11 protein-coding genes are annotated in these 13,281 nt (G+C 68.0%); 7 read left to right on the forward strand and 4 right to left on the reverse strand.

The window, feature by feature from the left end:
- Positions 1 to 101 precede the first annotated feature (101 nt).
- Positions 102 to 389: a CD225/dispanin family protein gene (locus QM841_RS20145; RefSeq protein ID WP_283333287.1), complete on the forward strand. Its 288-nt coding sequence runs from the start codon at positions 102 to 104 to the stop codon at positions 387 to 389.
- Here QM841_RS20145 and QM841_RS20150 read toward each other — a convergent pair.
- The 3 genes from QM841_RS20150 to QM841_RS20160 all read right to left on the reverse strand — a co-directional run bounded on the left by QM841_RS20150 (position 386) and on the right by QM841_RS20160 (position 5,120).
- A complete protein-coding gene (locus tag QM841_RS20150; RefSeq protein WP_283333288.1) occupies positions 386 to 1,990 on the reverse strand; it encodes a glycosyltransferase family 87 protein in 1,605 nt (534 codons plus the stop codon). The two genes, QM841_RS20145 and QM841_RS20150, sit on opposite strands and share 4 nt — an antisense overlap.
- Positions 1,991 to 2,012: 22 nt before the next feature.
- Positions 2,013 to 4,289, reverse strand: coding sequence for a transglycosylase domain-containing protein (locus tag QM841_RS20155; protein ID WP_317571465.1), 2,277 nt, complete (start codon positions 4,287 to 4,289; stop codon positions 2,013 to 2,015).
- Positions 4,290 to 4,688: 399 nt separating this feature from the next.
- Positions 4,689 to 5,120: a DUF5318 domain-containing protein gene (locus QM841_RS20160; RefSeq protein ID WP_029539769.1), complete on the reverse strand. Its 432-nt coding sequence runs from the start codon at positions 5,118 to 5,120 to the stop codon at positions 4,689 to 4,691.
- A gap of 88 nt (positions 5,121 to 5,208) precedes the next feature.
- Between QM841_RS20160 and QM841_RS20165 the strand changes: the two genes are divergently transcribed.
- The 6 genes from QM841_RS20165 to QM841_RS20190 all read left to right on the forward strand — a co-directional run bounded on the left by QM841_RS20165 (position 5,209) and on the right by QM841_RS20190 (position 10,959).
- The gene (locus QM841_RS20165) at positions 5,209 to 6,063 is read left to right on the forward strand and encodes a DUF1707 SHOCT-like domain-containing protein (protein WP_283333289.1); all 855 of its coding nucleotides are present in this window, start codon (positions 5,209 to 5,211) and stop codon (positions 6,061 to 6,063) included.
- 15 nt (positions 6,064 to 6,078) lie between these two features.
- Entirely contained in the window at positions 6,079 to 6,903 is an 825-nt protein-coding gene (locus QM841_RS20170; RefSeq protein ID WP_283333290.1) for a DUF1707 SHOCT-like domain-containing protein, read from the forward strand.
- 7 nt (positions 6,904 to 6,910) lie between these two features.
- Positions 6,911 to 7,702, forward strand: coding sequence for a DUF1707 SHOCT-like domain-containing protein (locus tag QM841_RS20175; protein ID WP_283333291.1), 792 nt, complete (start codon positions 6,911 to 6,913; stop codon positions 7,700 to 7,702).
- A gap of 237 nt (positions 7,703 to 7,939) precedes the next feature.
- The gene (locus QM841_RS20180; RefSeq protein WP_005264441.1) at positions 7,940 to 8,497 is read left to right on the forward strand and encodes a PadR family transcriptional regulator; all 558 of its coding nucleotides are present in this window, start codon (positions 7,940 to 7,942) and stop codon (positions 8,495 to 8,497) included.
- Positions 8,490 to 9,572, forward strand: a complete 1,083-nt coding sequence (locus QM841_RS20185; protein WP_141470615.1) for an inositol-3-phosphate synthase — start codon at positions 8,490 to 8,492, stop codon at positions 9,570 to 9,572. The genes QM841_RS20180 and QM841_RS20185 overlap by 8 nt, the downstream gene beginning before the upstream one ends.
- Positions 9,573 to 9,708: 136 nt before the next feature.
- The gene (locus tag QM841_RS20190) at positions 9,709 to 10,959 is read left to right on the forward strand and encodes a T3SS (YopN, CesT) and YbjN peptide-binding chaperone 1 (RefSeq protein WP_283333292.1); all 1,251 of its coding nucleotides are present in this window, start codon (positions 9,709 to 9,711) and stop codon (positions 10,957 to 10,959) included.
- On the opposite strand, the gene QM841_RS20195 is transcribed toward QM841_RS20190, so the two are convergent.
- Complete coding sequence (locus tag QM841_RS20195) at positions 10,956 to 13,175, reverse strand: transglycosylase domain-containing protein (RefSeq protein ID WP_283333293.1); 2,220 nt, start codon at positions 13,173 to 13,175, stop codon at positions 10,956 to 10,958. The two genes, QM841_RS20190 and QM841_RS20195, sit on opposite strands and share 4 nt — an antisense overlap.
- Positions 13,176 to 13,281 lie beyond the last annotated feature (106 nt).

The following is a 13,281-nucleotide window of genomic DNA, read 5'->3' on the forward strand; positions in this document are numbered from 1 at the left end:
ACCGCCCGCCGCGCGAAAGGCACTGCACAGTCGGGAATCTCGACGGTCTATACTCCACCTCGTCGCCCACGGTCGTGGGCTCCACCACGGGGAGGCAACGCATGACGTCGCAGCAGCAGGACACCTCGGCGGACCACGGCGGGCCGCTGGCACCGCCGCCCGCCAGCAGTCTGCCGCTCGCCATTGTTGCGATCATCGCGTTCGTGCCGTTCGGCATCGTTGCACTGCTGCGCTCGCTCACCGTCCACCGCCTGTGGGAGCGGGGCGAATACGACCTTTCGGTGCGCGCCGCCGCGGACGCCCGACAGTGGTCGATCCGCGCGATCGCCCTCGGCCTGTCGATCGCGGTGTTCGCGGTCGGGGCGGCGCTGGTGCTGTCGAAGCCCTAAACGCTGTGAGCGGGAGCCGATTCTACCGGCGGCCGCGGCCGTAGCCAGGCGGGCAGCCACCGCGGCTGCGCATCGGGCGCCTGGTCGAGCACGCCGCCCGCCGGATCGTCGATGAAGCCGTATCGCACGAGGTCCTCGCCGGGCCGGTAGATCTGGCGGATGATCAGCGCGCAGATGACCACGACCGCAATGTCGCGGACCACCACCGCGGCGGTGAACCACTGCTCGGGGAGTCCCTTGTTGGACACGCCGAGGTAGTAGAACATCCGCGGCACCCACACCAGCGCGTCGATCGTCATCCAGGCCAGCAGGATCCGCCGGTGCGGGAACGCGAGGACGGCCAGCGGGACGAGCCACAGCGAATACTGCGGGCTCCACACCTTGTTGGTGAGGAGGAAACCCGCGACCAGCAGGAAACACAGTTGGGTCAGCCGCGGCCGTCGCGGCGCCGTCAGCGCGATGTACCCGATCCCGACACACACGAGGGCGAACAGCAGGAACGACACCGCGTTGAGCACGGTGGGCGCCTGACCGGCCGACAGGATCCCGTCGAATCCGGTCCAGCCCGTGAACGACGAGATGACGTTGTAGACGGAGTCCGGGTCGGCGCCGCGTTCGGAGTTGAGCCGGAAGAATTCGGCCCATCCGCGTGGGAACAGCAGGGCGATCGGCAGATTGACCGCCAGCCACGCGCCGATACCGGTCAGCGCCGTCACCGACCACTCACGGACCTTGCCCGTGCGCAGGCACAGCACCAGCAGAGGTCCGAGGAGCAGCAGCGGATACAGCTTGGCGGCACCACCGAGCCCGAGCAGGATTCCGGCGAGAACCGGCCGTTTCCGCGACCACGCCAGCAGCCCACCCGTAGCGAAAGCCGTTGCGAGGGGATCGAAATTCGTGAACACGTGCACGATCACCAGCGGGGACACTGCGATCAGCGCGGCGTCCCAGATGCGCCGTCCGGCCAGCAGCGCGCTCGCCCAGACGGTGACCAGCCACGCCAGCGCCAGACCGAACGCGACGACGTTGAAATAGATCGCTACCTGCAGCGCACCGGGCAGCCAGTGCACCGCATCCCACGACTTCGCGATCGTCATCGCGCCGTACTGGTAGAGCCCGGAGATCACCGGGTACTCCATGTAGCGGCGCTGGGTCTGGCCGTTGCCGGCGTCTTCCTCCCACCACTTCTTGTAAGGGAAGGCGCCCTCGTTCAACCGTTCCGCCCCGTACAGCGGGACCGTGTCCGAGTAGCACATGGCGACGTACTGCCGGCTGCCACTCCAGTCGAGCCCGAGCGCGCCGTTCTCGCCGACCGGCGCCTGCTGGATGCACGGCGCCTTCGCGAACCAGCCGAGCGCGAGAAACACGATCGCCAGCAACAGAATGGCGCGCATCGGCGTGAAGAACCGGCTGCGCCCGACGACCGCATGCCGTCCGACCGGACCACCGATCACCCCGGACAGGTCGGCGGTCAGCGGGTCGGTGCGCCCGGGAAGGTCCCGCCAATCCGCGGAACGCCGATCCTTCGCCAGCGGCGCGGGCGAGACGAATCCCGTCTCACCCGCGTCGCGGACGGCGTGCGCGTCAGGGTTGTCGGCCACTCCGCGAGGCTACCGGTCGCCGTTAACGGGCCGGAACCTGCTGTTGGCCGTTGCCGTTACCGGCGTTCGGCGGCGTCGTCGTCTCCGGTTCCTCCGGAACCGCCGGGGCCGCGGTGGTCGGCCTCGGTGCCAGACCCGGAATCGGAATGGTGATCCCGGGCAGGATCTCGACCGGCGACGGCGTCACGACCACCGGCGGCACGAGCTCCGTCGGCAGCTGGAACGTGCTCGTCGGCGGCGCCGACGTCTTGGTCGGTGCCGGTGCCGAATAGGCGGGGATACCCGACTGGCCACCGATCGCACCCGGCTTCGGGAACTTCTCGACGTCCGTGCCCTCGAGGGCGCCGTCCATCGTGTCCTTCCAGATGTCGGAGGGCAGACCGGAACCGTAGATCATGGCGCCGCTGCTGTTCTCCAGCGCCTGACCGTCCGTGGTGCCCACCCAGACCGCCGTGGACAGCGACGGGGTGTACCCGACCATCCAGGCGTCCTTGTTCTTGCCGGTGTCACCGAGCTGCGCGGTACCCGTCTTTGCCGCCGACGGGCGTCCGCCCGCCAGGTTGTGGCCGCGCGAGTACCCGGCGATGGGTTCCATCGCCGACGTCACGTTGTCGGCGACGTCCTTGTCGATGCGGTCCTCACCGGTGTCACCGCCGCGGTCGAGCAGGACCGTTCCGTCGGCGCTGACGACCTTCTGCACGAAGTGCGGCGCGTGGTACGTACCCGAGGCGGCCAACGTGGCGTACGACGACGCCATGTCGAGGACCCGCGACTGGTACTGGCCGAGCACGATGCCGTTGTTCGGACCGCTGCCGTCGGGCTCGGTCAGCGACGGCCCGACGCCGGGGATCTCCTTCGGGATGCCCGCCTTGTGGGCCATCTCGGCGATCGCCTGCGGTCCACCGTCGAGTTCGAGTTCCTGACGGTAGAAGCTGGTGTTCAGCGAACGCTTCAGCGCCTCGGCGATCGTGCAGGTGCCGCAGCCCTCGCCTTCGACGTTGCTGATGGTAATGCCGTTGACCGTGAGCTCCGAGCTGTCGTACATCTGCGACAGCGGAATGCCCTGATCCAGGGCCGCGGCGAGACCGAACACCTTGAACGACGAACCGGTCTGCAGTCCCGCGTTCGCGAAGTCGTACCCGCCGCCGTCCTCGCCGCCGTAGTACGCGCGCACCGCGCCGGTCTTCGGATCGACCGACACGACACCGGTCCGCAGGTTCTCCGGCTCACCCTCCATGTTGGAGCGCGCCGAATCCACCGCCGCCGCCTGGGCGACGGGGTCGATCGTCGTGGTGATCTCGAGACCCTCGGTGTTGAGCAGCTGCTCGCTGATCCCCGCCTCACCCAGCTCCCGCAGAACCTGGTTCTTGATCAGGCCCTCCGGCCCGGAGTCCTGGTTGCCGTTGTCGACCTGCGCGATCGGCACGTACGGCGGGTACTGCATCACCGACCGGGCCGACTGCTCCAGAGTTCCCGCCGACACCATGCCGTCGAGCACGTAGTTCCAGCGCGCCTGCGCACCCTCCGGGTTGTTCTCCGGATCGAGCAGCGACGGCAGCTGGATCGACGACGCCAGCACCGCGCTCTCCTCGACCGTCAACTGGTCGACGGGCTTGTTGAAATACGCCTTCGACGCGGCCGCGATGCCGTACGCACCACGCCCGAAGTAGATGGTGTTCAGGTACGCGGCGAGGATGTCGTCCTTGGACCACTCGCGGGCCATCTTCGACGAGATGACGAGTTCCTTCATCTTTCGCGTCAGCGAACGCTCGGAACCGACCATCGTCTTCTTGACGTACTGCTGCGTGATGGTCGAGCCACCGCCGGCGCTGTCCTTGCCCAGGACGTTGTCGCGGGCGGCACGCGCGAACCCACCGATCGAGAAGCCGGGGTTCGAGTAGAAGTCCCGGTCCTCGGCAGCGAGCACCGCGTCACGAGTGTGCTTCGGGATCTGGTCGAGCGTCACCTCGGTGCGGTTGCCCTCCGGCGGCACGACCTTGCTCAGCACCGACGTTCCGTCGGATGCGTAGATCGTCGCCACCTGGTTGGTCTTGAGGTCGCCGGGCCGCGGGACGTCCTGGACGACGTACGCCGCCATGAACAGCAGGATCGGAATGATCAGACCCATCGCGACGCACGCGTACGCCGTCCGGCGAACGATCTTCCACCGCGACTTCTTCACAGCCGTCTTCTTTCCACCCTTGGGCGGTTCGCCACCGCGGCCGCCGCCGGTCTTGCGACCGTTCGACGGCGGAGGTCCCGGCGGGCGCCCACCGGGACCCGACTGGTTACGCGCCACCGGGGGCGCGCCTGCGGGGCGTCCGGGCGGCGGGCCCGGACGACGCGGCGGGGGACCCGGCGGACGCCCACCACCCTGCGGCGGCGGACCGGGACGACGCGGCGGCGGGCCGGGGGGACGGCCACCACCCTGCGGGGGCGGAGGCGGCATCCGACGCGGCGGCGGGCCGCCCGATCGACCCGGCGGGGGCCCACCCGCAGGCTGTCCGCCGCGGGGTGGTGGACCTCCGGGGCGTCCCTGTGGCGGGGGGCCACTCGGTCGTCTCGGTCCGTTCGGTCGATCACCCGGGGCGTTGCTGCGGGGGGAACTCACGTACAAATCTCCAGTGGTTGTGGACCGGCTTCAGTCCTGCGTTACGTCTGTGGGCACTCTTCTGCCCGCGTCCGTGTTCGGGCGTGTCTACTCGCTCGCGGTTCGACGGCTCGGAGGCCGCGGCCGTGGCGACGAACGCCTGGGCCGTTTCGGTTCGGGCACGGTACCGAGAACATAGGACTGGACCAAATGGTTCCAGCTGCATGTCCGGCACACCTCGACCACGTGAACCGAGAACTCCTCCTGAGTGGACGCGAGACGCACCAGCTCCTCGGCCGTACGAGCCGAACCCGACACCGGGCCCAACTTGTCACCGAAGACCCAGGAGACCAGAGTCAACTGCTCCTTACGGCAGATCGGGCACACCACATCACTGCCCTTGCCGTGGAACTTTGCGGCACGAAGCAGGTAGGGGCTGGCGTCACACACTTCCGTGACACCTGTCCTGCCCGAGTAGACCTCGGCCAGGAGTGACCGGCGCTGAAGCGCATAGTCCACCACCTGCCGCTGTATCCGCACGGAGACCAGAGTACGTGCGTCGCGTCCGGAGAGAAGGGGTCGGTCGAGTGACGCTGGTCAAACACGGTTGCCGCACTACGATGCCGGTGTGGCCTCAGGACCGTCCTCGCAGACTCGCGCACGTGACCTCGATCGGGTCAACGCATGCAGCCAGCTCGACGCCGCCTACGCCGACGGGCAGCTCGGCGCCGGCGAGTACCACGACCGCACCGCCCAGGCCATGTCGGCGAAGACCCTCGCCGAACTGAACCTGCTGATCAGCGACCTGCAGCTGCCGTCGTCGATCACCGCACAGGCACCTGTCCGGACACCGGGATCGCCCCGCCGGGCGCTGCGGATCGCGCTCGCGTGCGGTGCGGTGATCACGGTCGGCGCGGTCGGTCTCGCGCTCACCGAGCAGGACGGCCCGGACCCCGCCACGCCACCGGTCCCGGTGCAGGTCGACAAGCCACTCGCCCATCCGGAGGTCGAGGTGCCCGCGGTGGAACCGATCATCGTGGGCCAGGCGCAGCCCCTCACCCAGGACGGGATCCACGCCCTCTTCGAGCAGTACCGGCAGAGGTTCGGCGACCTCACCGTCCACGAACTGGGGTTGTACGACGAGTACGCGATCCTGTCGCGGACAGCCCCGGACGCGCCCGACAAGGTCGACCGGTACGACTTCCGCGGCGGGTTCAAGACGTCGGGCATCCGCACGCAGCGCCTCCCCGGAACCGGCGAGGTCGACCTCGCGCAGGTAAACGTGCCGGCCCTCGTCGCGCTCATCGCCGACGCACCCCGGCTGGTCGGAGTCCCGGACGGCACCATCGGGCACGTTCTCCTCGCCGACGGCGGCAAGGGACCGACGATCAACGTGTACGTCTACGACAGGCAACAGACCGGCGGGGGCTATCTGCGGGCGACGCTCGGCGGAGACGTATGGCAGGTGAACCCCGCGAACTAGTTCTAAGATCCACCCGTGGCCAGCCGATACCCACCGAACACGCGGGCACGCGACGTAGATCGAACCAACACGTCCGCACTGCTCGACGCCGCGTTCGGCGACGGCCAGATCAACGAGGCAGAACACCGCGCGATGTCCGAACTCGCCGCGGAGGCGCGCACCCTCGCCGACCTCGAGGTCCTGGTCAGTGACCTGCAGCGACCCGCCGACGCACCACCGGACGCACGTCCCCCACGCGACACCGCCAAGCACTGGTTCCCGGCCGCCGTCGCCGTCGCTGCAGTGGTGGCGGCCGTCGGCGCCTTCACGCTCGTCGACAGCGACGACGCGCAGGCCACCGTGACCCCTGTCGCGCAGCAGGTCGATTTCGATTCCGTCGAACCGCTGGTCGTCGCGACGCCGAATCCCGTCACCCCCGAGGGCATGAAGGTGTTCCTCGACCGGTACCGCACCAAGTTCGGCGACCTGATCGTCGACGACCTCACCCTCTACGAGGGCGGCCACGCCAGCCTCGAACGCGCGCTTCCCCTCGAACCGAACCGGATGGTCCGCTACGACTACCGCGGCGGGTTCACGCCGTCGGGACCCCCGACCACCCGGAAGGTCGACACACCCGTGTTCGACCTGTCGACGCTGAACCTCGATCGGATCGGCGGAACGGTCGTGGGTGCCCCGGTGAGCCTCAACGTCCCCGACGGAGAAGTCAGCCACATCTCGTTCGAAGCCGACGAGGACGGCCCCAGCGTGTCGATCTACGTGACCAACGAATTCAGCGAGAGCGGACACATGGAACTCGCCCCGTCCGGTGAGCCTTTGAGCGTCTACCCCTTCGGCCGATAGGACGCAGATGCCCAGCACCACACTCGCGGGAATCCGCGCCCGCGACTCCGACCGCGCCGACGCCTGCGGGATGCTCGACGCCGCGCTCGCCGACGGGCAACTGTCCGCGGAGGAACACGCCTCCCGCACCTCCACGGCGATGCGGGCGAAGACGTTCGACGAACTGGACCGCCTCATCGGGGACCTCCAGATCCCCAGCCGGCTCGCGGCCAGCCCCGTCGTGTCGCCGCGACGCCGCCGATCGTCGCGGCGGTGGGTGTATGCCGCGGTCCTCGTCGTCGCCGCAGCTGCCGTGGGCGGCATCGCCGGGGCCGTCGCGAACAGCGACCTCGGCCCGGCGAAATCGGTGCCGAAGCTCACCACCGGCGCCGGGCTGCACTTCTTCCTCGACGAGTACCGCGCCGAATACGGCGACACCGTCGCCGACGAACTCGGCCTCTACCCGGCCCACGCCGTCTTCGACCGGCCGTCCGCCGGCAACGCCCGGCAATCCGACTCCTACCTCTACGACGGCGAATTCGACGACTGGGGCAGCTCCTCCACCCGATCCGACGACGAGAAGTCCTTCGACCTCGGCACCGTCGACCAGGTTGCGATCGCCCGCCTGCTCGCCGGGGCACCCGAAACCCTGCGCGTCCCCGACGGCGCGGTGGAGATCGTCTCCTTCCGGTACGAACCCGGGTCCGACGACGGACCGCCGACCATCTCCATCCACGTGAAGAACGCCGCCGGCCACACCGGACACATGGTCGTCGGATTCGACGGCGAACCGTTCGACATCTACCCCTACGAGGACTGAGCGTCCGGGGTCGTGCCCGCTGGGTTCCGTCGGCCGCTGGTTGGTCGCCCGATGTGACATTCGTTCAGTCAGACGGCACCGGTGTGACATTCGGCGACGCAGCCGGACACCCGGACCGGTGTTAACAACCTGTGACGGCTTGTCCCATGTATCGAGCGCGCGTATCCTCCTATATATCGGTGCGATATAGTTTTGAATCGCATCACGCGGTTAGGTCGGGCGACTCAGGGGGTGGACGTGCTCGAATTGGCAATTCTCGGGCTGCTCCACGAGTCACCCATGCACGGATACGAGCTGCGCAAACGGTTGACGGGACTGCTGGGTGCATTTCGCGCCTTTTCGTACGGTTCCCTCTACCCGACGCTCCGACGCATGCAGGCAGACGGTTTGATCGCCGAGGACGCAGGCCCTCCGGGGACCGTCAAGCGTCGCGCCCGCCGCGTCTACCAGCTCACGCCGATCGGCAAGGAGCGGTTCAAGGAACTGGTCGCCGACACGGGTCCGCAGAACTACACCGATGACGGATTCGGCGTTCATCTCGCCTTCTTCAGCCGCACTCCCGCAGAGGCGCGGATGCGGATTCTCGAAGGCAGACGACGCCAGGTCGAGGAGCGCCGCGAGGCGCTTCGCGACGCGATCGGAAAAGCGAGCGGCACGCTGGATCGCTACACCAAGCAGCTCCACCAGCTCGGTCTCGAATCCAGTGAGCGTGAAGTGCGCTGGCTCAACGAGCTGATCGCCGCCGAGCAATCGACAGCAACACCTAAGAAAAAAGGAGAACCCGACCATGGGTGAGAACAGCACCGCGGTGCGCGTGGCCATTGTGGGCGTGGGGAACTGTGCCTCGTCCTTGGTTCAGGGCGTGCAGTACTACAAGGACGCCGACGAGACGGCGACCGTTCCCGGCCTCATGCACGTCAAGTTCGGCAAGTACCACGTGCGCGACGTCCAGTTCGTCGCCGCGTTCGACGTCGACGCCAAGAAGGTCGGATTCGACCTGTCCGAGGCCATCTTCGCCAGCGAGAACAACACCATCAAGATCGCCGACGTCCCGCCGGCCGACGTTCCGGTGTTGCGCGGCCCCACCCTCGACGGCATCGGCAAGTACTACGCCGAGACCATCGAGATCTCCGAGGCCGAGCCCGTCGACGTCGTCAAGGCTCTCAAGGACGCCAAGGTCGACGTGCTGGTCTCGTACCTGCCCGTGGGTTCCGAGGACGCCGACAAGTTCTACGCCCAGTGCGCCATCGACGCGAATGTCGCGTTCGTCAACGCCCTGCCCGTGTTCATCGCTTCCGACCCCGAGTGGGCTGCGAAGTTCAAGGACGCCGGCGTCCCCATCGTCGGTGACGACATCAAGTCGCAGGTCGGCGCCACCATCACCCACCGCGTGATGGCGAAGCTCTTCGAAGACCGCGGCGTGCAGCTCGACCGCACGATGCAGCTGAACGTCGGCGGCAACATGGACTTCAAGAACATGCTCGAGCGTGACCGCCTGGAGTCGAAGAAGATCTCCAAGACGCAGGCCGTGACGTCGAACCTGACGCGCGACCTCGGTCCGGGCAACGTGCACATCGGCCCGTCGGATCACGTCGGCTGGCTCGACGACCGCAAGTGGGCGTACGTCCGCCTCGAGGGTCGCGCCTTCGGTGACGTTCCGCTGAACCTGGAGTACAAGCTCGAGGTCTGGGACTCCCCGAACTCGGCCGGCATCATCATCGACGCCGTCCGCGCAGCCAAGATCGCCAAGGACCGCGGCATCGGTGGACCCGTCTACCCGGCGTCCGCGTACCTGATGAAGTCCCCGCCGGTCCAGATGGCGGACGACAAGGCTCGCACCGAGCTCGAGGCGTTCATCATCGACGCGTAGTTCACCACGCAGCAATATCGGGCGAATGCACCTTTCGTCGTCTTCACGGCGATGAAAGGTGCATTCGCCTTTGTGTTCGATTTCTTGTCAGACCCTCCCTCTACGGTGACACCCAGGATTCATCGAGGGAGGCGTGATGTCCGACAACACTTTCGATCGAGAGATCGACGACGCTTGGACCGAGCTCCAGGACCGTCTGACCGGGTACGTGCACGCTATGGAGGACGACGACGAACTGGTGCTGCAGTCGCAGTACGACAGCGTCGACGACGGCCTCGTCGAGACCGCCGCGTGCGTGCGATTCTTCGCGTGGGCCGGCGACAAGGTGCGGTGCGAGGTGCCGTCCAACCGCTTCCTGCACCCGGCGCGGGCGCTCACCGAGGAGGAGCACGATCGGCTGATCGAGCTCGGCTGGAACCGCCCCGACCTGTGCGAGCACGTCGACGAGGGCAACGGTTCCGCGTCGTACTACCTCGACGCCGACCGGGAGGACGCCCACCTACTGGCGTCGATGACGGTCACCGTGTTCCGGGAGATCTGGGACCTTCTGCATCCCTCGTTCCTGAAGGCGATCACCGGTGGCCGGGACGAGACTCCGGAGTTCGGCTCTGCTGACGTCCCGGCCCAGCTGCGTGACGGCGCCGGGTTGCGCGACCGTGTCGATGCCGCGGTCGAATCGATGCTCGAGCAGGCACCGGGCAAGGACGCGGACGGCGACATCCTCGTGTGGGTCGGCGACCTCCCCACGTATGTGCGGGTGATCGAGGAGGACGCCCGCGTCGAGGTGTTCGCCCGCGTGGTCCACACGATCAGCGATCGCACGCGCACCGCGGAGGCGCTCGCCGACCTCAATCGCCAGTGGCCCGACATCAAGTTCCTGCTCATCGTCGACAACGTGGTCGCCGTCATGCGCGTCGACGGGTCACCGTTCGTCGCCGATCATCTGGTGTCGGTGTTCCGGATGTTCGAGCATTTCGTGGACACCGTCGACGACGCGTTCGCCGAAAAGCTCGGCGGCAAACTCAATTCCACACCCGGCGCCACGTCCTCGTACGCCGACCACGAATGCGAGGACGAGTTCCCCGCCGCGCTCGTGACCCTGATCCACCTCGACTCGGAGAGCGGGCTCGACCCGGACGACGTGGCGGAGATCTGCGGACGCGACCGCGACACCATCCTCGAGTTCCTCCGGCTCTGCACCGAGCAGGAGTTCGAGTGGCGTCACAACGCGGAACTCGCCCGCGACGAGGAGCCCGAAGAGGCCGACATGTGCGAGGACGAGGCGAGGGCCTGGGCGAAGACGAAGGAAAGCCTCCGCGCCGCGCTGCGGGTTGTGGTGCTGCCGAACAGGACTCCGCCGCGCGGCGGGATTCAGAACCTCGGCTAACCCGGCAGCGGGATGATGACGCCCGGGAGGATTTCGATCTGGGTCGGCGCCGGGAGGGGTGCGGGCACCGGGGGGACGGGCGGGACCGGGACGGCCGGGGGCGGAACCTCGACGGGCGCCGGGGTGGGGGCACCGGGCGGCGGGACAACCCCACTGGCGCCGGTTCCCGTTCCGTCGCCGCTGGTTTGACCGGACCACGTGGGCACACCGGCCTGGCCGCCGATCGGGTCGGGCCACGGGAAGTCTTCCCAATCGGTGTCTTCGAGGGCGCCGTCCATCGTGTCTTTCCAGATGTCGGACGGCAGACCCGAACCGTAGATCAGCCCGCCCCAGCTGTTGTTGATGGCGGTGGCGTCGGCCTTGCCGATCCACACCGCCGTCGCCAGCGACGGCGTGTAACCGACCATCCAGGCGTCCTTGTTCTCGCCGGTGTCCCCGAGCTGCGCCGTGCCGGTCTTCGCCGCGGACGGGCGTCCCCCCGCCAGGGCGTGGCCACGCGAGTAGGAGGCGATTGGCATCAGAGCTTGGCTGATGTTGTCGGCCACCGCGGCATCGAGCCGGCGCTCACCCGGGCTCGGCGCACGGTCCAGGAGCACGACGCCGTCGGCGGTCACGACCCGCTGCACGAAGTACGGCTGGTGGTAGATGCCCGACGCCGCGAGAGTCGCGTACGCGGACGCCATGTCGATCGGCCGCGACAGGTACTGGCCTAGGACGATGCCGCCCTCGGGTTCGCCGCCGTTCTCGCTGAGCGTCTTGCCCTGCACCCCGGGGATGAACTCGGGGATCCCCGCCTTGTGGGCGGCGTCGGCGATGGCTTGCGGACCATTGTCCAGCGACATCATCAACCGGTAGAAGCTCGTGTTCAGCGACCGCTTCGTCGCCTCGGCGATGGTGCACGTGCCGCAGGACTCGCCCTCGACGTTGCCGATCTGCACGCTGCCGACCGTCAGCGGAGCACTGCTGAAGCGGGCGGACAGGGGGATGCCCTGCTCCAGCGCCGCGGCCAGGCCGAACACCTTGAACGACGACCCGGTCTGCAACGGCGCCTGGGCGTAGTCGAAGCCGGCGCCGTCCTCGCCGCCGTAGTACGCGCGCACCCCGCCGGTGCGGGGATCGATCGACACGACTGCGGTCCGCAGCCCCGGGTCCTCCCCTTCGAGGTTGTCGTGGACGGCCTCGATCGCGGACTGCTGCGCCCTCGGATCGATCGTGGTAGTGATCTGCAGACCCTCGGTGTTGAGGGTCTGCTCGGAAATCCCCGCGTCCGACAGCTCGCGCAGCACCTGGTTGCGGATCAGGCCGTCGGGCCCCGGCGCGGAGTTGGCGTCGGTGGGCCGGTTGGACGGCGCGGTGACCGGGAATTCCGCTGTACTGCGGTCCTGCTGAGCGAGCACGCCCATCGCGACCATGCCGTCGAGGACGTAGTTCCACCGGGCCTGCAGCTGGTCGAGGTTGGCCTCGGGGTCGAGGTAGGACGGGCTCTGGATCACGGAGGCGAGCACCGCGCCCTCGGCCACCGACAGGTCGCCGACCGGCTTGTCGAAGTAGGCGCGCGACGCCGCCTCGATGCCGTACGCGCCGCGCCCGAAGTAGATGGTGTTCAGGTAGGCGGCGAGGATCTCGTCCTTGGACCACTCGCGGGCCATCTTGGTGGAGATCACGAGTTCGCGCATCTTGCGGTACACGTTGCGGTCCGCGCCGACCAGCACGTTCTTGACGTACTGCTGCGTGATCGTCGACCCGCCGCCCGCGCTTTCCTTGCCGAGGACGTTGTCGCGGGCGGCACGCATGAACCCGGTGACCGAGAAGCCGGGGTTGGAGTAGAAGTTGCGGTCCTCCGCCGACAGGACGGCGTCGCGGACGTGCTGGGGAATGGCGTCGAGCGCGATCTCGGTGCGGTTGCCCTCCGGCGGGATCACCTTGGTCAGCTCGGTGGTGCCGTCGGCGGCGAAGACGGTGGCCACCTGGTTGGTCTTCATGTCCGACGGGCGCGGGACCTCGGCGCGGACGTAACTGACCAGGAACCCGACGAGGGGGACGACCAGCAGCAACGCGATCACGACCAGGCTGACCCGGCGGACCGTGCGCCACCGGTTGCGCTTCTTCTGCCCGTCCGGTGGTGGAGTGGTCGTGTCAGCCGCACCGTCGTCCACGGGCGGTGTGCCCCCCGCATCGGAGGCATGGTTGCCCGTCGCGTCGTTGCCAGAACTCACTTCCACACTCCCGGTCAGTTATCCGGTCACGGAGGATCATCGCACCCACCCGTACGTATGTTATGTGAATGGCCTCGAGTGTGACGCGCGCCGCGCTAACGCTCAG

The organism is Rhodococcus sp. IEGM 1307 (assembly GCF_030056915.1).
In the GTDB taxonomy this organism is placed as follows: domain Bacteria; phylum Actinomycetota; class Actinomycetes; order Mycobacteriales; family Mycobacteriaceae; genus Rhodococcus_F; species Rhodococcus_F opacus_D.